At 71.8% G+C, this 19871-nt stretch carries 18 protein-coding genes; 8 read left to right on the top strand and 10 right to left on the bottom strand.

Annotation, left to right across the window (positions count from 1 at the left end; genetic code table 11):
• Positions 1–64: 64 nt before the first annotated feature.
• Entirely contained in the window at positions 65–529 is a 465-nt protein-coding gene (locus RPX00_RS36670) for a DUF1772 domain-containing protein (protein WP_406632331.1), read from the top strand.
• 7 nt (positions 530–536) lie between these two features.
• Here the strand turns inward: RPX00_RS36670 and RPX00_RS36675 are convergent, their stop codons facing one another.
• A complete protein-coding gene (locus RPX00_RS36675; protein ID WP_406632332.1) occupies positions 537–1376 on the bottom strand; it encodes an alpha/beta fold hydrolase in 840 nt (279 codons plus the stop codon).
• A 113-nt stretch (positions 1377–1489) separates the two neighbouring features.
• Here RPX00_RS36675 and RPX00_RS36680 point away from each other — a divergent pair, with 113 nt between their 5' ends.
• A complete protein-coding gene (locus RPX00_RS36680) occupies positions 1490–1966 on the top strand; it encodes a DUF1772 domain-containing protein (protein ID WP_406632333.1) in 477 nt (158 codons plus the stop codon).
• Positions 1967–2678: 712 nt separating this feature from the next.
• On the opposite strand, the gene RPX00_RS36685 is transcribed toward RPX00_RS36680, so the two are convergent.
• From RPX00_RS36685 to RPX00_RS36700, 4 genes are all read right to left on the bottom strand, one after another.
• Positions 2679–3515 carry a GyrI-like domain-containing protein gene (locus RPX00_RS36685; protein ID WP_406632334.1) on the bottom strand — a complete coding sequence of 279 codons (837 nt, stop codon included), beginning with the start codon at positions 3513–3515 and terminating at the stop codon, positions 2679–2681.
• Positions 3515–4318 (bottom strand): alpha/beta fold hydrolase, encoded by an 804-nt coding sequence (locus RPX00_RS36690; protein WP_406632335.1) that lies wholly within the window; start codon positions 4316–4318, stop codon positions 3515–3517. The genes RPX00_RS36685 and RPX00_RS36690 overlap by 1 nt, the downstream gene beginning before the upstream one ends.
• A complete protein-coding gene (locus RPX00_RS36695) occupies positions 4315–5619 on the bottom strand; it encodes an RNA polymerase sigma factor (protein ID WP_406632336.1) in 1305 nt (434 codons plus the stop codon). The genes RPX00_RS36690 and RPX00_RS36695 overlap by 4 nt, the downstream gene beginning before the upstream one ends.
• 88 nt (positions 5620–5707) lie before the next feature.
• A complete protein-coding gene (locus RPX00_RS36700; RefSeq protein WP_406632337.1) occupies positions 5708–6457 on the bottom strand; it encodes a TetR/AcrR family transcriptional regulator in 750 nt (249 codons plus the stop codon).
• An 85-nt stretch (positions 6458–6542) separates the two neighbouring features.
• Between RPX00_RS36700 and RPX00_RS36705 the strand changes: the two genes are divergently transcribed.
• Both RPX00_RS36705 and RPX00_RS36710 read left to right on the top strand, forming a co-directional pair.
• Positions 6543–9032 (top strand): DEAD/DEAH box helicase, encoded by a 2490-nt coding sequence (locus RPX00_RS36705; RefSeq protein ID WP_406632338.1) that lies wholly within the window; start codon positions 6543–6545, stop codon positions 9030–9032.
• Positions 9029–9676 carry an SWIM zinc finger family protein gene (locus tag RPX00_RS36710; RefSeq protein ID WP_406632339.1) on the top strand — a complete coding sequence of 216 codons (648 nt, stop codon included), beginning with the start codon at positions 9029–9031 and terminating at the stop codon, positions 9674–9676. Before RPX00_RS36705 ends, RPX00_RS36710 begins: the two co-directional genes overlap by 4 nt.
• Positions 9677–10054: 378 nt before the next feature.
• Here RPX00_RS36710 and RPX00_RS36715 read toward each other — a convergent pair whose 3' ends face one another.
• On the bottom strand, positions 10055–10921 hold the full coding sequence (locus RPX00_RS36715) for a TetR/AcrR family transcriptional regulator (RefSeq protein WP_406632340.1): 867 nt from the start codon (positions 10919–10921) through the stop codon (positions 10055–10057).
• A 105-nt stretch (positions 10922–11026) separates the two neighbouring features.
• Between RPX00_RS36715 and RPX00_RS36720 the strand changes: the two genes are divergently transcribed.
• From RPX00_RS36720 to RPX00_RS36735, 4 genes are all read left to right on the top strand, one after another.
• Entirely contained in the window at positions 11027–12547 is a 1521-nt protein-coding gene (locus tag RPX00_RS36720) for a CocE/NonD family hydrolase (protein WP_406632341.1), read from the top strand.
• Between the two features lie 10 nt (positions 12548–12557).
• Entirely contained in the window at positions 12558–13340 is a 783-nt protein-coding gene (locus RPX00_RS36725) for a cyclase family protein (protein ID WP_406632342.1), read from the top strand.
• Positions 13337–14254: a fumarylacetoacetate hydrolase family protein gene (locus tag RPX00_RS36730; RefSeq protein ID WP_406632343.1), complete on the top strand. Its 918-nt coding sequence runs from the start codon at positions 13337–13339 to the stop codon at positions 14252–14254. The genes RPX00_RS36725 and RPX00_RS36730 overlap by 4 nt, the downstream gene beginning before the upstream one ends.
• A 184-nt stretch (positions 14255–14438) precedes the next feature.
• Positions 14439–15212 carry a PE-PPE domain-containing protein gene (locus RPX00_RS36735; RefSeq protein ID WP_406632344.1) on the top strand — a complete coding sequence of 258 codons (774 nt, stop codon included), beginning with the start codon at positions 14439–14441 and terminating at the stop codon, positions 15210–15212.
• Positions 15213–15266: 54 nt separating this feature from the next.
• Here the strand turns inward: RPX00_RS36735 and rox are convergent, their stop codons facing one another.
• The 4 genes from rox to RPX00_RS36755 form a co-directional block, all read right to left on the bottom strand.
• Positions 15267–16697 (bottom strand): rifampin monooxygenase, encoded by a 1431-nt coding sequence (rox, locus tag RPX00_RS36740; protein ID WP_406632345.1) that lies wholly within the window; start codon positions 16695–16697, stop codon positions 15267–15269.
• A 175-nt stretch (positions 16698–16872) separates the two neighbouring features.
• Positions 16873–17517: a class I SAM-dependent DNA methyltransferase gene (locus tag RPX00_RS36745; protein WP_406632346.1), complete on the bottom strand. Its 645-nt coding sequence runs from the start codon at positions 17515–17517 to the stop codon at positions 16873–16875.
• A 52-nt stretch (positions 17518–17569) separates the two neighbouring features.
• Complete coding sequence (locus RPX00_RS36750; protein ID WP_406632347.1) at positions 17570–19186, bottom strand: acyl-CoA dehydrogenase family protein; 1617 nt, start codon at positions 19184–19186, stop codon at positions 17570–17572.
• Positions 19170–19775, bottom strand: a complete 606-nt coding sequence (locus RPX00_RS36755) for a TetR/AcrR family transcriptional regulator (protein WP_406632348.1) — start codon at positions 19773–19775, stop codon at positions 19170–19172. Before RPX00_RS36755 ends, RPX00_RS36750 begins: the two co-directional genes overlap by 17 nt.
• Positions 19776–19871 lie beyond the last annotated feature (96 nt).

Here is a 19871-nt window from a genome sequence, read left to right on the forward strand (position 1 = left end):
GGATCGTCCAGGCCGGAGTGAGTTCACTGAGTTCCGTTCCCGACGGACGGAAGGCAGGACGACGATGGCGGCAGCGAAGGCGGTTCTGGTGGCGGCGGTGGTCGCTGCGGGACTGATCGCGGGCCTGTTCTACGCGTACGCGGTATCGGTGATGCCGGGCCTCGCCCACGCTGACGACCACACCTTCGTGACCGCGATGCGCGAGATCAACGTCGCGATCCTCAACGGCTGGTTCCTCCTGTCGTTCCTGGGCGCGCCGTTGCTCGCGGTGGTTCTCTGCTTCATCAGCCGGGCGCGCGGCGAGCTGCCGTGGCTGATCGCGGGCGCGGTGCTCCTGGTGGCGATGCTGGTGATCACCGGCGCGGTCAACGTGCCGATGAACGACGCGCTCGCCGCGGCGGGAGCCGATTTCGCCGCCCTGCGCGCGCGGTTCGAGCAGCCGTGGGTGCTGTGGAACACGGCGCGAACCGTGCTGTCGGTGGCCGGATTCGGTTGTCTCGTGGGTGCCTTGGTGACCCGGAAGGCATGACTCCGGCTCAGACCGCCAGCATCGCCGCAGCGATCTCCTCGGCCGCGGCGTCCGGAATCGCGCTCGCGGCATCTTCCAGGACGAGCAGCCGCGCGCCGGGGATCTCACGGGCGAGGGCTTCTCCGTTGCCGACCGGGAAGAACACGTCGCGGCGTCCGTGCACCACGACGGCGGGAATCGCGATCTCCGGCAGCCGTTCGCGCCAGCGCGGCGTGCAGTCGAGCTTCGAGAACACCATGCCCAAGTGGTTCGCCATCTGCACTGACGGCTCGGTGCTGGCCGCCCGATCGAAAACACGGGAGGCGACGGCCCGCGCCTGGTCGGGATCATTGCCGAGGATCGCGGCACTGGCGGCGACGTGGTCGGCGACCGCGGCCCGGTCCGACCAGTCCGGCATCGGCCGGGAGAACAGCTTCTGCAGTGAATTCGCGTCGTGGTCGGGAAGATCGGGATCGACCGGGCCCGGCGCGACAGGCCGCGTTCCGTACAGGGTCAGGGCGGAGAACGCGTCCGGATAGTCGAGCGCGGCGACTTGGGCCACCATTCCGCTGACCCCGATTCCGGCCAGGTGCGCGGGCCGGTCGTCGAGTTCGCGGGCGAGCGCGGCGGCGTCGGCGGCGAGGTCGCGCAAGGTGTAGGCCGGGGCGTCCGGATCGACGGTGGTCGAGGTGCCGACGTCGCGGAGGTCGTAGCGGACGACGTGCCGTCCGCCGCGGGCGAGGGCCTCGCACAGCGCGTCCGGCCAGGACAGCATCGTGGTGCCGCCGGCCAGCAGGACGAGCGGCGCGGACGGGTCGCCGAAGTGCTCGGTGCCGAGCGTGACTCCGTGGGGAAGAGCGTGCTGCATGAGGTCTCCTGGTTGAGACGATCGCGCATGGTTCCGAGCGGATAACCGATGGATCGTCTCGCGGTATGCGGGTTGACTGGTCTGTGCTGGGGGACGAAACGGAAGGCAGGACGATGGTGATCGTTTCCGAGGTGGTGCTCGTGGCGGCAGTGGTCGCGGCGGGGTTGATCGCCGGGTTGTTCTACGCGTGGACGGTGTCGGTGATGCCGGGCCTCGCCCGCGCCGACGATCACACGTTCGTGACCGCGATGCGCGGGATGAACGTCGCCATCGTCAACGGCTGGTTCATGCTGTCCTTCCTGGGCGCACCGCTGCTCGCGATCGCGGCGGTCGTCCTGCACGCGACGAGCGGCGCGGAGGGCGGATTGCCGTGGCTCATCGCGGGCGCGGCGCTGCTGGTGGCGACGCTGGTGATCACCGGCGCGGTCAACGTGCCGATGAACAACGCCCTCGACAAGGACACGGCCGACTTCGCCACGCTGCGCGCCCGGTTCGAGAAGCCGTGGGTGCGGTGGAACACGGCGCGAACCGTGCTGTCGGTAGCCGGATTCGGTTGTCTCGTAGGTGCTTTGGTGACCCGGGGCGCGTGACCCCGGACCGCTGACGGTTGCTCGGCGGGCTAGCGCATCGGTGGCCGGGCGGTTCCGGTCGCATGGGATCGCCCGGCGCGTTGATGGCCGCGGTTGATTCCGGCCGCACGTGGATCGGTCGCCGCGCCCGGCCCCCGTCCCGTCGGTCGGTGACCTTGATGCTTTGGCCGTCAGGGCGCGCCTGATCCCTGGCACGGCTGGCGGATCGGCTGCCCTCTGACCGTGGCGGTCCTCAGCCAGGGGCACTTGATCCCGAGCCGCGAGCGGTCGGCGATCCGGGCTGCCATGGCACTCCGGCTCGCCTCGCCCCAGGATCACCGGCGGATCACTCGACGAACCTGGGCCGTTGGTGCCCCACGGCGTGTGGCGCGGAACCACCGGCGGATCCGTCGGCGAGCCTGGTCCGCTGGCGGCCCACGATGTGCGGCCCGGGTCCATCGGCGGATCGGTCGACGAGCCCGAGTCTGTCGGCGGCCCACGAAGCACGGCCACGAACCATCGGCGGACCAATCGGCAAGCCCCGGCCCGTCGTCAGCCCACGGCGGTCCCCGGCCAGTCGGCAGTCCGCGGCGCGTCCCAGGACGACCGCCGGATCCGTCGGCGAGCCCGAGACCGTCGGCGTCCTCCGGCGTGTGGCCCCCGGAACCATCGGCGGATCAGTCAGCGAGTCCTCAAGCCCGTCGTCAGGCCACGGCGCGCCCTCGCTGGCGGGTCAGTCGGCGAGCCGGAAGCAGAGGTCGGTGTCCCAGTTCGCCGGGTCCGGCTCCGCTCGCGGGTCGGTGCGGTAGATCTCGAGCCGGGCGGCCCAGTGTTCTCCGTCGGCCTCGATGGTGCGGTCCCAGCGCACCTCTTCCTTTTCGCCCCAGGCGAGCAGGTCGGCGGTCGCGGCGAAGAGGCCGTCGGGTGAGCCGTGGTGGGTGGCCTGCGCGTATTTCCCGGCGGGGAGTGCGTCGTTGAAGTACTCGTCGCCGAGGTCGACGGGTTCGGCGACGGGCACTCCGGCCTCGACGGTGACGGTCTGCATGTCCGTGCCGAGCACGCGGTAGCGCAGGAACGGCGCGCAGGCGGGCTGGAGGCCGCGTTCGGCGAGCGCGCCGATGATCGCGGCGATCCGGTGTGCGACGTCGGCCATTCCGTCGAAGGCGACCGTCGCGCGGTAGCCGACGTAGCGTTGCTCGTTTCTGTCCACAATGGAGGGCATCGGGTTCCTTTCCGGAATACGGCTCAGCCGAGGAGCGGGCGGACTTCTGATGGTGCCGTACGAGGCGGCCGGGTGGCGGGACGCGTGGTCGACGGCCTCGTCGAGGTCGGCGCATTCGAGCACGGCGTAGCCGCCGATCTGGTCCTTGGTTTCGGCGAACGGCCCGTCGCTGAGCAGGACCTCCCCGTCCCGCACGCGCACCGTGGTGGCGGTCGCGGGCGGGTGCAGGCCTCCGCCGCCGACGAGGATGCCGCGTTCCAGCAGGTCGTCGGACCAGCCGCCGCAGCCGATCGCGAGCTGTTCCTCGGTCGGCTCCTCGGATCCGGCGATCATCAGCAGGTAGCGCATCAGTTCTCCTGGTTCAGGGTTTCGGCGAGGCGGGCGGCGAACGCCTCGGGCTCGGAGGAGAAGCCGCCGTGGTCGCCCGGGAACCGGACGGGCTCGCCGCCGAGTGCGCGGGCCAAGCCGACGCCTGCCTCGTACGCCGGGGTTCCGGCCGCGTCGCCCACCGCCACGACGATCCGGGTGCCGGCGGCGGAGAGCGCTTCGAGGTCGGGTTCCCAGGCTCCGATCGCGGGCATCAGCCTGCCGAAGAACACCTCGAAGTTGCCGCGCATCCGTTGGCCCTGCTCGATTTCCTCGGGGGTGGGGTGCTCCGGGGGCGGCGGGATCTCGAATCCGCTGGCGGCCATGAACGCTCCCATCGCCGCGTCGACACCTTGTTCCCGGTAGATCGCCGGGATGTCCGGGAAGTCGGCCAGCAGCGCGCCGAGATAACGGCTGACCGGCGGTTCGTGCGCGACGAGCGTTCGCACCGCGCCGGGATAGCGGGTGGTGTGTTCGAGCATGGTGATCGCGCCGCCGCTGTTGGCCAGCACCGAAACCGGGCCGCCGCCCAGTTCGGCGAGCAGCTGCTGCACGTCCTCGGCGTGCTGCCCGACCAGGTCGTCCGCGAGTTCGGCCGGCTGGCTGCGCGAGAGGCCGCGTGGGTCGAAGGTGACCACGGTGTAGCGGTCGGCGAGGTACGGACGCAGGGCGGCGAACGCGGTGGCGTCGGCGGGTCCGCCGGGCACGAGGAACAGCAGCGGCCCGGAGCCCGCGACGTCGTATCGGATCTCCGCGCCGGGCACGCGAAGGGTCTTGGTGATCATGGCTGTCCTTCCGGGGTTCGGGCGGGTTTGCCCTCCCGACGAACGGCCGCGACCGAGACAGACACCTCCGGCGAAGAAATTTCCGAAAGTCTTCTGCGGAGGTAGCCGCGTTCGGCTCCGGTGCGGGCCAGCGCGAGCGCTTCGGTGTACGCGACCTGCGCTTCTTCGGTGCGGCCGAGCCTGCGGAGAAAGTCCGCGCGGGTGGCGGGCAGCAGGTGGTACCCGGCCAGTTCGCCGGTGAGCCGGTCGGCCAGGGCGAGCCCGGCTTCGGGGCTGAAGGCCATTCCGACCGCGACCGCGCGGTTCAGCTCGACCACCGGGTCCGGCCGGAAGCGCAGCAGTTCGAGGTAGAGCCCGGCGATCTGCGCCCAGTCGGTGTCCTCGGCGCGCGCGGCGGTGGCGTGGCACGCGGCGATCGCGGCCTGCACTTGGTACGGCCCGGGGCTGCGGCGGCGCAGCGCTCCCTCCAGCAGCGCGGTGCCTTCGGCGATCGCCGCGGCGTCCCACCGGCTCCGGTCTTGTTCGTCGAGCGGGATCAGTTCGCCGCCGGGCGCGTTTCGGGTGCTGCGGCGGGCGTGTTGCAGCAGGAGGAGCGCGAGCAGACCGGTGGCCTCGGGTTCGTCCGGCATCAGCGCGCACAGCAGCCTGGCCAGCCGGATGGCCTCGGCGGCCAGGTCGGGGCGCTGGAGGTCGTCGCCTTCGCTGGCCGAGTAGCCCTCGTTGAACAGCAGGTACAGCACGCCGAGGACGGCGGCGGTGCGTTCGGGCAGCAGGTGCGCGGGCGGCACCCGGTACGGGATCCCGGCGGCGCGGATCTTGCGTTTCACCCGGACGAGACGCTGCGACATCGTGGATTCGGACACCAGGAACGCGCGGGCGATCTCCGCGGTGCTGAGCCCGACGAGCGTGCGCAGCGCGAGCGCGACCTGCGCTTCGAAGGCGAGCGCGGGATGGCAGCAGGTGAAGATGAGCCGGAGCCGGTCGTCCTCCACCCCGCTGGTTCCACTGTGGACAGTGTCCTCCGGGGCGACGAGGCGCGCGGCCTCCCGGAGTTTGTCCGCTCCCGTCGCCGCGCGCCGGAGCCGGTCGACGGCGCGGTTGCGGGCGGCGGTGGTGAGCCACGCGCCGGGGCGGTCGGGAACGCCGTCGCGCGGCCAGGTGCGGACGGCGAGCGCGAACGCGTCCTGGGCGCATTCCTCGGCGAGGTCCCAGTCTCCGGTGACGCGGATGAGCGTGGCCACGACGGAGCCCCACTCGTCGCGGAACGCCTGCGCGACCGCGGCGTCGTGCTCCCCAGCCACTGCGTGCTCCCTCCTCGTTCTTCGGCGGCGAACGGGTTCCGCCGGCACTCTCCGCACGGTAAACCCCGGCACCGACAATTTCCCGCGATCAGGCTCCGGCCAGCTGAGCGATCCCGTCGAGGATGCGGTCGAGCCCGAACCGGAAGTGGTGCTCGGGATCCGAGGACCCGCCGTAGGTCTGCCCCGCGGTGGTGCCGACCCGGCTCGCGCGCGGGAAGTGCACCGGATCGGCTGCGGGGATCTCGGCCAGCACGGGCGCGGACCGGTTCCACCAGACCAGGTCGGTCATCCCGCTGCGGCGTGCGGCGCGGGACGCGTCCACCGAACCGCGCGCGGCTCCGGCGACCAGTCCGTTGACCAGGCTGACGATCGCGTCGAGCTGCACGTCGTCGAGGCTGAGTTCGTCCATCGCGGCCAGTTCGCGCTCGTATTTGGCGAAGGTGTGCGGGCCCAGCGTCGGGCGGCCGACGCGGATCTCCAGCAGCCACGGATGCCGGTGGTAGAGCCGCCACAGGTCTTCGGCGACCGCGGCGAGCCCGGCCCGCCAGCCTTCCGGCAGCTCGCCGGGGAGTTCGCCGTGCGCGTGGTCGAGCATCAGCTCCAGCAGCTCGTCGCGGCCGGGCACGTAGGTGTAGAGCGACATCGTCGCGACGCCCAGCTCGTCGGCGATCCGGCGCATGGTGACCGCGTCCAGCCCGTCCGCGTCGGCGACCCGGATCCCGGCCCGCACGACGTGCTCGACCGAAAGCTTGGGCTTCGGGCCGCGGCGCGGGGGACCGGGCACGCCCCACAGCAGTTCGATGGTGCGCCGCGGATCGCCCGGTTCGTCGGTGTCCATCTCGCTCCTCGTACACAGTACAGAGTTTTCGGGTAGACTATCCCGGAGAGTCCAGCCAGGGGAGGGCGGAACGCTGAATTCAGTCGTGGTGGAACCGGGCCGGGTCGTGTTCTGGAGACCGGACGGCGCGGAGCCGGACGGTCCCGGGGCGCCCGGCACGGTCGAGGTCGTGCTGCCGGACGGGCCGCGCACGGTGCCCGCGCTGCGGTTGCCGACCGCGGAGGCGGTGCCGGTGCTGCGGTCGCTCGCGGATCCGTCGGCGCGGTTCTGGGCGCTGGCGGCCGAGGCCGCGCAACGGCTCGCCGACGCGGGCTGGACCGGGCCGCTCGATCCGGACGAGGAAGCGTGGCTGCGCCGGCTCGCCGACGCGATGCCGCCGCACGCCCACGCGACGCCGATTCCGGGCGACCCGGCAAGGCTGCCGGAGCCGTATCCGCTGCTGATGCGGTTCCTCGGCGACGTCGCCGGAGTGGAGCCCGCGCTGCGCGTGTCGCTGCGGATCGAATCGGACGATCTGGCGGGCGGCCGGTTCCGCGCGGTCGTCCAGGTGCACGGCGGGACCGAGCCGCTGGTCGACGCCGAGGAACTGTGGCGCACCGGCACGCAGGAGGCCCGGCACGAGGTCCTGCTGGCGCTGCGGCACGGGGCGGAGGTGTGGCCGGCGCTGGCTCCGCTGCTGTCGGCGGCGGTTCCGTCGTCGGTCGCGCTGGGAGACCGCGAGATCGCCGAACTGCTCGCGGGCGCGCTCGACGCCGCGGAGCTGGCGGTGCATTGGCCCGCCGAGCTGACCGGGCTGGCCGCGCGAGCGGTGATCCGGCCGGGCGACGCGCCGTCGGACGCGCGCTCGTTCTTCGGCGGCGACCGGGTGCTGCAGTTCGACTGGCAGCTCGCGCTCGGAGACGCCGAGCTGACTGTCACGGAACTCGACGCGCTCGTCGAGGCCCAGCGTCCGGTCGTGCGCCTGCGGGACAGGTGGGTGCTGCTGGACCGCAAGACCGCGGACCGGGCCAGGGACCGCACGCTCAAACCGCTCACCGCGATCGAGGCGCTCGGCGTCGCGCTCACCGGCCGCACCGAGGTCGACGGCGACCAGGTCGAGGTCCGTACCGACGGCTGGCTCGAAGACCTGCGCGCGCGGCTGTCCGCCGATCCCGAACCGGTGCCGCAGCCGGCCGGGCTGGCCGCGACCCTGCGCGATTACCAGCTGCGCGGCCTGCAGTGGCTCGACACCGTCACCGGACTGGGTCTCGGCGGCTGTCTCGCCGACGACATGGGTCTCGGCAAAACCGTCACGCTCATCGCGCTGCACCTGCACCGCGGCACCGGCCCGACGCTGGTCGTGTGCCCGGCTTCGCTGCTGGGCACGTGGGAAACGGAGATCCGCAGGTTCGCGCCCGGCGTGCCGGTGCGGAGGTTCCACGGCACCGCGCGGTCGCTGGACGATCTCGGCGGCGGCTTCGTCCTCACCACCTACGGCACCCTGCGGACCGACCCGGCTCCGCTGGCCGGGGTGAACTGGGACCTGCTGGTCGCCGACGAGGCGCAGCACGTGAAGAACCACCGCTCCGACACGGCGAAAGCGTTGCGGCTGCTGCCTTCCACGGCGAAGGTCGCGCTCACCGGCACGCCGGTGGAGAACACGCTCACCGAACTGTGGGCGATCCTCGACTGGACCACGCCCGGACTGCTGGGCCCGCTCGCCGACTTCCGCGGCCGCTGGGGCAAGCCGGTCGAGTCCGGGACCGACCCGGCGGCCGCCGAGCAGCTGTCCCGGCTGCTGCGGCCGTTCCTGTTGCGCCGCCGCAAATCCGACCCGGGCATCGCGCCCGAGCTGCCCGCCAAGACCGAGACCGACCGTCCGGTGTCGCTCACCGCGGAGCAGGCGTCGCTGTACGAGGCGACCGTGCGCGAGCTGATGGCCGACATCTCCGCGAGCGACGGCATGGCCCGCCGCGGCCGCGTGGTCAAGCTGCTCACCGCGCTGAAGCAGATCTGCAACCATCCCGCGCACTACCTCGGCGAGGCCGGCGACAGCCCGCTCGCCGGCCGGTCCGGGAAGCTCGAGCTGCTCGACGAACTGCTCGACACGATCCTCGCCGAGGACGGCGCGGTGCTCGTGTTCACCCAGTACGTGGCGATGGCGCGGCTGCTCGAACGGCACCTCGCCGCGCGCGGCGTCCCGGCGCAGCTGTTGCACGGCGGCACCCCGGTCGCCCGGCGCGAGGAGCTGGTCCGCGGGTTCCAGAACGGCGACGTGCCGGTGTTCCTGTTGTCGCTGAAGGCGGCGGGCACCGGTCTCACGCTCACCCGTGCCGATCACGTCGTGCACTACGACCGGTGGTGGAACCCGGCGGTCGAGGACCAGGCGACCGACCGGGCCTACCGGATCGGGCAGACGCGGCCGGTGCAGGTGCACCGGCTGGTCGCGGAAGGCACGGTCGAGGACCGGATCGCGGTGATGCTGCGCGAAAAACGGGCGCTGGCCGACGCGGTGCTCGCCTCGGGCGAGGCCGCGCTCACCGAACTCACCGACGCCGAACTGGCCGAACTCGTCACCCTCCGGAGGCAGCGATGACCGACCGGGTCCGCGGATTCCCCGCGTTCCCCGCCCGCACCGGCCGCGGTCCGTTCGCACGCACCTGGTGGGGCCGCGCGTGGCTGCAGGCGATGGAGGACACCGCGCTCGATCTGCGGCAGCTGAAGAAGGGCCGCAGCTACGCCGCGGCGGGCCTGGTCGGGCCGATCACGGTCAGCCCGGGCCGGATCACCGCCACCACCGAGGACGCCGACGACGGCCCGTACCGCACTAACGTGCACCTGGCCGAACTGTCCACATCGGACTGGGAGCTGCTGCTCGACCGCGCCGCCGACCACTCCGGGCACCTCGCCGCGCTGCTCGACCGGCATCTGCCGCCGGAGCTGGCCGAGGTCGTCCCGCTGCTGCCGGGCATCGGCGACCTCGACCCGGACTGCGACTGCCCCGGCTGGGAACTCCCGTGCCGGCACGCCGCCGCGCTGTCGTTCCAGGTCGCGTGGCTGCTCGACGCCGACCCGTTCCTGCTGCTGCTCGCCCGGGGCCGGACTGAGCAGGAAATCCTCGACGAACTCGGCCACCGCACGGCCACGCGGGTCACGACCGGAGTGCTGGCTGCGGACGTGTACGCCAGGGAGGTGCCGCCGCTGCCGGATCTCGCGGAATTCACGCCGCGCGCCCGCTGACCCGCGCACGGTCGGAGGCCCTGCGGCGCCTGGGAAAGACCGGGCGGGACGGCTTCGCCCGACCAGTCACGCGGGCGACGGGTGCGTTGCTGGTCGTCGCCGGGCTCGGGAAAGACGGGGCGGCGTGGTTCGCCGACCGGTCTCACGGCTGGCGGCGCGTTGCTGGCCGTCGCGGGGCTCGGGAGGGACGGCGCGGTGCGGCCTTGCTGACCAACCTTGTGGCTGGCAGTGCGGCACCGGTCGTCGCGGGCCTTGGGAGAGACGGGCCGGTGTGGCTTTTGCTGACCCGTCCCGCGGACGACGGGTGCGTTGTCGCGGGCTCGGGAGGGACGGACCGTTGTTGCCTTGCTGACCGGTCTCGCGACTGGCGGTGCGTTGTCAGTCGTCGCCGGGCTTGGGAGAGTCGGGGGCGGCGGCGCTTCGCCCGACCAAGTCCCACGGGCGACGGATGTGTCGCCGGTCGTCGCAGGGCTCGGGAAAGGCCGGGCGGCGTCGCTTCGCCGACCAGCCTTGTGGGTGACAGCGCGTTGTCCATCCGTGGCGGTGGGCGCGGTGCCTACTTGCCCGACTTCGAGACGGCACCGACCGCCTGCCGTTCGTGCCTGCCACGGCGCTACAGACCGCCGCCCGCCGCACCTGGTGCGGGCGGTCCAGCATCCCCGGGAAGCCGAGCCCGTGGAGGAGGGTGTCGACGATCCGGGCAGGCAGGTCCGGTTCGAGCGGCTCGCGGGTGAGCACGATCCGGAAGTGCAGCGGGGCGACGAGCATCTGCAGCACGAAGCGGGGATCGGTGGCCTCGGGCAGCTCTCCGCGCTCGACCGCCCGCGCGGCGATCTGGCCGGACTGGGCGTAGCGGGCGTCCCAGTACTGGTCGCGCAGCTGCTGGGTGGCCGGGTCGTCGCCGGCCGAGGCCAGTGTTCGCTCGAGGGCGTTGCCGGCGGGGGAGGTCAGGTAGCTCGCGAGCGAGGTGGCGTAGGCGAGCAGGTCCTCGCGCAAAGACCCGCTGTCGGGCACCGGGAGCTGTTCGGCGGCGTCGGCGAGCAGGGCGTCGATGATGAGGTTCTCGCGGGTGCCCCACCGGCGGAAGACCGTCGTCTCGTTCACCTGCGCGCGCTGCGCCACCTCGGACACCTTCAGGCCCGCCAGGCCCTGCTCCTGCAGGACCTGCGTGGTGGCGTCGAGAACAGCCGCGCGCACCCGGGCCGCTCGTCCGCCAGGTCGTCGCCGGACCTCCGCATCGCTCACGGGACGCCACTCTAATACAAGTCCGCTTGCTTTAGCGCGGGACAGCGCCCATACTCCAGACGCCAGTCGACTTGCTTTAACAGCGAAGACTCCAGGAGTACTGAGATGCGCATCGAACGGGACATCGAGGTCCCCACCCGCACCGGCTCGCCGATCCTGGCCGACGTGTTCCTTCCCGACGACCCCGACGACCCCGGCGCGTTTCCGGTGCTGGCGTCGATCAGCCCGTACGGCAAGGACGTGCACTGGCCGGACCGCTATCCGCTCTACGACCTGGTCCCGCACCACGAGCACATGGTCTGGGAGACCCCGGATCCGGAGTGGTGGACGGCGCGGGGCTACGCGGTGCTGCGCGCCGACACCCGGGGCACCGGCAAGTCGCCCGGCCGGATGGACCTGATGAGCCCGGGCGATTCCGAGGATTTCTACGACGTCGTCGAGTGGGCGGCCGAGCAGCCGTGGTCCACCGGAAAGGTGGCCTCCAGCGGCATCTCGTGGCTGGCGATGATGGGCTGGCGGGTGGCGGAGCTTCAGCCGCCGCACCTCGCCGCGATCGTGGCCTGGGAAGGCGCGACCGACTTCTACCGTGACTTCGTCTACCAGGGCGGCCTGTACGCCCACGGGTTCGTCGAGTTCTGGTGGGATCGCCAGATCACGCCCCAGCGCAACAGCGAGGACGGCGACGACTGGCGCGAGGTGCTCCCGCGGCATCCCGTGCTCGACGACTACCACCAAGCGCACCTGGTCGATCTCGACCGGGTCACGGTGCCGGTGCTGTCGGCCGGAAACTGGGGCGCCCTGCACGTCCACCTGCGCGGCAACCTCGAAGGCTGGGCCCGCGCGGCTTCGCGGGAGAAGTGGCTCGTCGTGCACACCGGCACCCACATCGATCCCTACTACGCCGACTGGGCCTTGGACCTGCAGCTGCGCTTCCTCGACCGCTTCCTCAAAGACCAGCCCGACCGGATGGACGGCGTGGCCCCGGTGCGGCTGGCGATCCGGCACGGGCGCGAGGTCGAGTGGCGAGACGCCGCGGACTTCCCGCTCCCGCAGACGCAGTGGCGCGAGCTTCACCTCGGCGACGGCGTCCTCGACTGGGACCCGCCCGCAGACGCCGCGACAGTGGCCTATCCCGCCAGCTTCGACACGGCCCCGGTGTCCGAACCGCTCGAGCTGACCGGTCCGGTCGCGCTGCGCCTGTGGCTCAGCGCCGAGCAGGACGACCTCGACGTCTTCGCGCGGGTGCAGCACATCGGCACCGACGGCGAGCCGATCCCGGCCGTCGGCCCGCAAGGCGGCCCGGTCCCGATGACCATGGGCTGGCTCAGGGCTTCTCACCGCGAGACCGATCCCGAGCGGTCGCTGCCGCACCGGCCGTGGCACCCCCACGACCGCGAGATCCCGCTCGTGCCCGGCGAGCCGACCCTGCTCGAGGTCGAGATCTGGCCCACCAGCATCACCCTCGCCCCGGGCGAGCGGCTGCGCCTCGAACTGGTCACCGGGGACAGCGACCTCGGCTTCATGACCCACGACCACCCCGGTCTCCGCCGCCCGGCGACCTCCGCCGTCGTCCACCTCGGCGGCGACCACGCCTCCCACCTGCTCGTTCCCGTCATCCCCCGATAAAAGGACCAGCATGCGACAGTTCGTGGACATCTCGGTCCCGCTGCGGGACGGGATCGCCTCCGACCCGCCCGGCCACCGGCCCTCGATCACCTACGTAGACCATCAGCAGTCGGTCCCGGACCTGCTCCGCTTCTTCCCCGGCGCGACGGCCGCGGACCTGCCCGACGGCGAAGGCTGGGCGATCGAGCGGATCGAGGCCACCACCCACAACGGCACCCATCTCGACGCGCCCTACCACTATGCGTCCACTATGGACGGTGGCCGCCGGGCCATGACGATCGACGAGGTGCCCCTGCACTGGTGCTTCCAGGAGGGCGTCAAGCTGGACTTCCGGCACCTGCCCGACGGCCACGTCGTCACGCCCGCCGACATCGACGCCGAACTCGACCGGATCGGCCACCGGCTGCGCCCGCTCGACATCGTGGTGGTCAACACCCGGGCCGGCACCCGCTACGGCGAGGACGACTACGTCAGCTCCGGCTGCGGAGTCGGCCGCGCCGCCACCCTGCACCTGCTCGAACAAGGGGTGCGGGTGACCGGCACCGACGCCTGGAGCTGGGACGCCCCGTTCCTGTTCACCGCCGAGCGCTACGCCCGCGACCACGACGCCTCGATCATCTGGGAGGGCCACCGGGCCGGCCGCGAGATCGGCTACTGCCACCTCGAGAAGCTGCACAACCTGGAGCACCTCCCGGCCACCGGATTCCAGATCGCCTGCTTCCCGGTCAAGATCCACGCGGCGTCGGCCGGATGGACCCGTGCGGTGGCGATCTTCGACGAGGAGGCGGCATGAGAATCGGTTCCCTGCTCGTCGACGGGGTGCCGCGCTACGGCGTCGTCGACGGCGACCGCATCGATCTGCTCCCCGAGACCGCGGACGTCTTCGAGGTGCTCGCCGCCGGCGACGCCGCCACGACGGGCCAGCAGGCGGCCTGGGACGAAACCGCGCCGATCGCCGTCCCGGCGCCGGTCGCCAGCATCCGCGACTTCATCACCTTCGAGCAGCACACGGCAGGCTCGCTCCGCGCGATCACCGGGAGCAGCGAGGTCCCGGACGCCTGGTACGAAGCGCCCGCCTTCTACTTCACCAATCCGCACGCCGCGATCGGCTCCGGAGTCCCGGTCCCGATGCCGCCCGGGTGCGAAGTCCTGGACTTCGAACTCGAAGTCGCGGTCGTGATCGGCAAAGCGGGCTTCAACCTGTCCCCGGCCGAGGCCGTGGACCACATCGCCGGGTTCACCATCCTCAACGACTGGTCGGCCCGCGACCTGCAGAGCCGCGAGATGCGCGTCGGGCTCGGACCGGCCAAGGGCAAGGACACCGCCACCACCCTCGGTCCGGTGCTGGTCACCCCGGACGAACTGGCCGGCTTCGAGAGCGGCGGCCGGTACGACCTCGCCATGGAGGTCTTCGTCAACGACACCCGCATCGGCGGCGACACGCTCGCGAACATGGCCTGGACCTTCGCCGAGCTGATCGCCTACGCCAGCCGCGGCACCTGGGTCCGTCCCGGCGACGTCCTCGGCTCCGGAACCTGCGGCAGCGGCTGCCTCGCCGAACTGTGGGGATGGCACGGCGACCGGCAACCGCCGCCGCTGCGCATCGGCGACACCGTCCGCATGAGCGTGCAGGGGATCGGCACCATCCAGAACACCGTGGTCGGCGGTCCGCCCCTGCACGACATTCCCGCTGCTCGCCGCGCTTGACCGCCGCGCCGGTCACCCGATCCGGTGGACTCGGAGCGGGCGCTCATGCCGCCCGACCAGCGGCATCAGCGCCCGCCGCAGTCCGGCGGCGATCATGCTTTCAGCAGGATTTCATTGCTTCTCCGTAGCTTTCCGAACGCGTTCAGTAAACGTGCTGACCATTCGACGCGGAGGGGATCCCATTGTGAAGAAAGTCAGGAGGCTCGCGCTGATCGGCGCGGCCGTCGCCACGCTCGGCGCCGGATTCGCCAGCGCGACACCGGCGTTCGCCGACGACGCGCACTACTACATCCTGATCGGCGGCACCTGCGACGGGAAGGCGTCGGTCTACCGTCCGGAGTGGCTGCAGGGCGGCATCGCGCGGGTCGTGGACTATCCCGCCGGAGCCGCCGGCGCGCCCGACTGCGACCAGACCCCGATGGACCAGAGCGTCGCGATCGGACACGACCGGGGCCGCCAGGTCGTCCAGGACGCCTACCGCGAGAACCCGAACGCCGAGTTCACCGTCGTCGGCTACTCCCAGGGCGCGATCGTGGCGAACATGGTGCTGAACGACATCGCCGACGACCAGCTCGGCGTGGACAAGGCGAAGTTCAGCGCGAAACTCTTCGCCGACCCGATGCAGCCGCCCGGCCCGGCCGGAACCGGGATCAGCGCGACGCTTCCGCCGGGCACCGGCCTGCCGTCGCCGTTCGGCGGGTACGTCTCGTTCGGCGCGGGCCGCCCGGACTTCGCCGGGGTCCGCTCCATCCGCTACTGCATCCAGACCGACGGCATCTGCGATTTCGACCCGATCCAGGCGGCGGGCGGCTACTTCGCCCAGCACTGGTGCTACCAGTGGCCGCGCCCGGCCGACCAGCGGTCGATCATGGGGGACACGATCGCCGACGGCGTGTACACCAACACGTCCGTGCGGCTCGGCAAACAGGACTGCTGGGGCGGTCCGGTGCATCCCTGACCGCGGGCGGGTTTCCCGGCACCCCCAGCCAAGCCGGGAAACCCGCCCCACCCGTTACGTCCGCGCAGCGCCGAACCAGCGCGCCAGGTGCTCGTCCAGTTCCCGCTGGTCCTCGCCGGCCCAGACCACGTGCCCGTCCGGCCGCAGCAACGCCGCCGGGACGTCGAGGTCCTCGCTCACGTCCACGACATGGTCGACCCGGTCCGCCCAGCCTTCCGCCGACAGCCGCCCGTTCTGGTCCACCAGCAGCCCGCGGCCCTGGTGCATCAGCTCGTACAGCCGCCCGCCCTTGAGCGCCACGTCCCGCATCCGCCGCCCGAGCAGCGGATGCCCGTCGCCGAAGTCGTACCGGATGTCGAGCGCCAGCACCTTCTCCAGCAGCAGCTTGTTGACCTCCTCGAACGCCATCAGCTCGGTCAGCAGCCGCCGCATCGCGCGCCCGTCCGGATCGGGCGACATCACCACGGCCTGCGCGCGCACGTTGTCCAGCACGGCGTCCGCGACCGGATGCCGTTCGGCCTCGTAGGTGTCCAGCAACCCTTCCGGAGCCCAGCCGTTGACCTCGGCGGCGAGCTTCCAGCCGAGGTTGAACGCGTCCTGGATCCCGAGGTTGAGCCCCTGCCCGCCCAGCGGCGGATGGACGTGCGCCGCGTCGCCGGCCAGCAGCACCCGGCCGACGCGGTAGTGCTCGGCCTGCCGGGTCGCGTCCCCGAACCGCGAGAGCCAGACAGGGGAGTGGACCCCGAAATCCGTCCCGGCGTACTCGCGCAGCTGGTGCTTGACCTCCTCCAGCGTCGGCGTCCGCGCCTCCCGGTCCTCGACGACGCCGGCGGCCGGCACGACGACGCGGAACCTCCCGTTCCCGGCCGGCCCGACCCCGAACCACAGCTGCGTCTTGCGGATTTCCATGACCAGAGCGGCGATTTCGGCGGGATCCGCCGTCGCTTCCATCTCGCCCAGCAGCACCTCGCGCCGCGCGGGCTCTCCCGGGAACGCGACGCCGAGCGCCTTGCGCACCGTGCTCCGTCCGCCGTCGCAGCCGACCAGATACCGCGCCCGCAGCTCCCCGCCGTCGGCGAGCGAGACGGTCACCCCTTCGTCGTCCTGGCTCAGCCCGACGACCTCGCACCCGCGCCGGATCTCCGCGCCCGCCTGCACCGCGTGCTCGGCCAGCAGCCGGTCCGTGATCGGCTGCGGCAGCCCCAGCACGTACGGATGCGAGGTGTCCAGCCGCTCCGGCGCGGGCCGCGCGATCCCCGCGAAGAAACCCCCGACCGGATGCGTCGACCCCTCGGCGAGGAACGGCTCCAGCATTCCCCGCTGGTCCAGCACCTCCATGGTGCGCGAGTGCATCCCCAGCGCCCGCACGAACTTCGGCGGCTCCGCCTCCTTCTCCAGCACGACCACACGCACCCCGTGCAGCCGCAGCTCCGCGGCCAGCATGACGCCCGCCGGCCCGGCCCCCACCACGATCACGTCCACCATGTACTTCTCGTCCCCGGTCCCGGAGCCGGTCCCGCCCGCGGTCTTTCCGCAGGCAGCGGCTCCGGCGGACGATTGTGGAGCACCACCCGGGCCTTGCCGCAAGCCCCGGGGTGCGCTATATGTTGAAGGGGACAGGGAGAAGTCCCCGTCCCCTTCTGTCCCCAGTGGACGTTCCTCACTCCTTCTTGCGGGCCATCAAGTACGCCTGCTGCGTCGCCTCGTAGCTGGGCCCGGGTTCGCGCACCACGCGCGCGTCCACCACGAATCCGGCGTCGGCGAGCAGCTGCGCCATGAAGTCCGGGTCCAGCCGGTACGCGTCGGCCCCGATGTCGTGACCGTAGGCGTTTTCGATGCGCTTGCGCTGGTTCTCGCCGACCTGGAACGCGGTCAGCAGCCAGCCGCCCGGCCGCAGCACCCGGCAGAGTTCCTTCGCCAGCACCGGAAGCTCCTCCGGCGGCGTGTGGATGAGCGAGTACCAGGCGAGCGCGCCCGCGAGGGAATCGCCGTCGAGGTCGAGCGCGGCCAGCGTGCCCACGTCGAACCGGAGATCCGGATGCGTCCGGCGGGCGACCGCGACCATCTCCGGGGACAGGTCGACCCCGAACACGTCCAGCCCGAGCGACTTCAGATACCCGGTCAGCCGTCCTGGGCCGCAGCCCAGGTCGCCGACCGGCCCTTCGCCGACGAGTTCGGCGAAGGCGGCGAGCACCGCGCGGTCCCAGGTGGCGTCCTGAAGGAAGTCCTTCAGCATCTCGGCGTAATTCTCGGCAACGGTGTCGTACGCGGTCCGCGTTTCGGTCACATAAACAGGTTCGGTCACGGGCAGGGACAGTAGCCCGCCCCGCCGCACCCTGTCCGGGGAAACACGCGGACTAGACGCGAGCGCGGGCGATGATCGCGGAAGTGTCGGTTCCAGCGGGCAAAGTGCCGAAAGCCAGGCCCCAGTCGCCGCCGAACCGCGTGCCGCAGAACGCGTCCGCGACCGCGCGCGGCGCGTGCCGCACGAGCAGCGAACCCTGCAGCACCAACGCCATCGACTCGACCACCCGGCGCGCCCTGAACTCCAGATCGTCCACATCGGACAGATCCTTCTTGAGCCGGTCGACCGCGTCGTCGAGGCGCGCGTCCCCGCCCGCCGCCTGCTCCACCTCGGCGAAAAACGCCGCCACGGACTCCGGCTGCCGCCCCATCGCGCGCAACGCGTCGAGCGCCGCGACGTTGCCCGACCCCTCCCAGATCGACATCAGCGGCGCTTCCCGGTACAGCCGCGGCATGCCCGACTCCTCGACATACCCGTTGCCGCCAAAGCATTCCAGCGCCTCGGCCGCGTGCATCGGAGCGCGCTTGCACACCCAGTACTTGGTCACGGCGAGCCCGAGACGGCGGAACGCCTGCTCCTGCTCGTCGTCGCGCCGGTCGCCCGCCGCGGCGAGCCGCATCGACGCCGCCACCGCCGCTTCCGCCTCGATCACCAGGTCCGCCAGCACATTCGCCATCAGCGGCTGGTCCACCAGCGCCTTGCCGAACGCGTACCGGTGCGTCGCGTGATGCACCGCGCGCACCGCGCCCAGCCGCATCCCCGACGAACTCCCGAGCGCGCAGTCGAGCCGGGTGTTGTTGACCATCTCGATGATCGTGCGGACGCCCCGCCCCTCCTCGCCGACGAGCCAGCCCACCGCGTCGTCGTACTCGATCTCCGATGACGCGTTCGACCGGTTGCCGAGCTTGTCCTTCAAGCGCTGCAACCGGATGGGGTTCCGGCTGCCGTCCGGGAGCACGCGGGGGAGCAGGAAACAGGACAGCCCGCCGGGAGCCTGCGCAAGCGTGAGGAACATGTCCGACATCGGAGCGCTGGTGAACCACTTGTGCCCGACCAGCCGGTAAGTCCCGTCGCCGGCGGGCCGCGCGGCAGTGGTGTTGGCGCGGACGTCCGACCCGCCCTGCTTCTCGGTCATCGACATGCCCGCGATCAAGCCCCGCTTCGTGCCCGGCTCGCGCAACCCGAAGTCGTACTCGGTCGAGGCCAGCAGCGGTTCGTACTTCTCGGCCAGCTCCGGATTCGCGCGCAACGCCGGAACCGCCGCGTACGTCATGGAAATCGGGCAGGTGTGCCCGGCCTCGGACTGGCTCCAGACGTAGAACTTCGCCGCCCGCGCCGCGTGCGCGCCCGGCCGCTCGTCACGCCACGGCGCGGCCTGCAACCCGTGCGACACCGCGACATTCATCAGATCGTGCCAATGCGGATGGAACTCGACCTCGTCGATCCGATGCCCGTAACGGTCGTGCGTGCGCAGCACCGGCTCGTTCTCGTTGACCAGCCGGCTCCACTCCTGCACCCGCTCGCTGCCGGCCAGCCTGCCCAGCTCGTGCAGCTCGTCGACGACCCACGACGCGTCCGTCCGCCCGACCGCCTCCGCCAACCCCGGATCGGCGGCCACATCGTGCTCCAGCGGCGGAACCTGATTGACGACCTCATGCGTTGCGGGCATCCGAACCTCCCAGTGACCGCACGACGAACGTGCTCAACTCGCTGACCTCCGCCGACCCGCCGCTGGTCAGCGGGCCGATCAACACCTCCGCCGCGGCACCGACCAGCGCCGCCGCGCTCACCGCCGCGTCCTGCGCGGGCAACCGGCCCGTGCGCACCCCTTCGGCGACATGCTCGGCCACGACGTCCCGGAACACCCGCCGGAACTCCAGCCGCTCCGCGTCGATCACCGCGTCCACCGGCTCGGCCAGCAGCGCGTACGCCAGCCGCGGCGCCTTCAACGCCCGTACCGCGAACGTCTCGAACACCGCCACCACCCGCGCCACCGGATCAGCCGGCCCGGCCGCCGCCGACCGCACCGCCTCCACCTCGCGCGACACGACCTGCCGGAACACGCGCACGACCAGATCGGCCTTGGTGGGGAAGTGCCGGTACACCGTGCCCACCGCGACGCCCGCCCGCTCGGCGACCGCGGCTACCGAGCAGCCGGAGTACCCGTGTTCGGCCAGCTGACGCACGGTGGCGTCGAGGATCGTGTCCCGGAGCGCGTCAAGCCGCTCCTGGACCTTCGGCGTTCTGCGGTAGGCCACGGCAAGAAGTGAACCACTGATTCACAACTTGCGTCAACGGATGGCGGCAGATCCGGTCACAGGTCCCCGGCAGGCGGGAGACCTGCGGGATCACGA

This window comes from Amycolatopsis sp. WGS_07 (assembly GCF_045278895.1).
Lineage (GTDB): Bacteria > Actinomycetota > Actinomycetes > Mycobacteriales > Pseudonocardiaceae > Amycolatopsis.

Excerpts from the sequence above, each read along its gene's own strand:
- RPX00_RS36670 (WP_406632331.1), top strand. The coding sequence starts at position 65 with ATGGCGGCAGCGAAGGCGGTTCTGGTGGCGGCGGTGGTCGCTGCGGGA.
- RPX00_RS36675 (WP_406632332.1), bottom strand. The coding sequence starts at position 1,376 with ATGCAGCACGCTCTTCCCCACGGAGTCACGCTCGGCACCGAGCACTTC.
- RPX00_RS36680 (WP_406632333.1), top strand. The coding sequence starts at position 1,490 with ATGGTGATCGTTTCCGAGGTGGTGCTCGTGGCGGCAGTGGTCGCGGCG.
- RPX00_RS36685 (WP_406632334.1), bottom strand. The coding sequence starts at position 3,515 with ATGCGCTACCTGCTGATGATCGCCGGATCCGAGGAGCCGACCGAGGAA.
- RPX00_RS36690 (WP_406632335.1), bottom strand. The coding sequence starts at position 4,318 with ATGATCACCAAGACCCTTCGCGTGCCCGGCGCGGAGATCCGATACGAC.
- RPX00_RS36700 (WP_406632337.1), bottom strand. The coding sequence starts at position 6,457 with ATGGACACCGACGAACCGGGCGATCCGCGGCGCACCATCGAACTGCTG.
- RPX00_RS36710 (WP_406632339.1), top strand. The coding sequence starts at position 9,029 with ATGACCGACCGGGTCCGCGGATTCCCCGCGTTCCCCGCCCGCACCGGC.
- RPX00_RS36720 (WP_406632341.1), top strand. The coding sequence starts at position 11,027 with ATGCGCATCGAACGGGACATCGAGGTCCCCACCCGCACCGGCTCGCCG.
- RPX00_RS36725 (WP_406632342.1), top strand. The coding sequence starts at position 12,558 with ATGCGACAGTTCGTGGACATCTCGGTCCCGCTGCGGGACGGGATCGCC.
- RPX00_RS36730 (WP_406632343.1), top strand. The coding sequence starts at position 13,337 with ATGAGAATCGGTTCCCTGCTCGTCGACGGGGTGCCGCGCTACGGCGTC.
- rox (WP_406632345.1), bottom strand. The coding sequence starts at position 16,697 with ATGGTGGACGTGATCGTGGTGGGGGCCGGGCCGGCGGGCGTCATGCTG.
- RPX00_RS36750 (WP_406632347.1), bottom strand. The coding sequence starts at position 19,186 with ATGCCCGCAACGCATGAGGTCGTCAATCAGGTTCCGCCGCTGGAGCAC.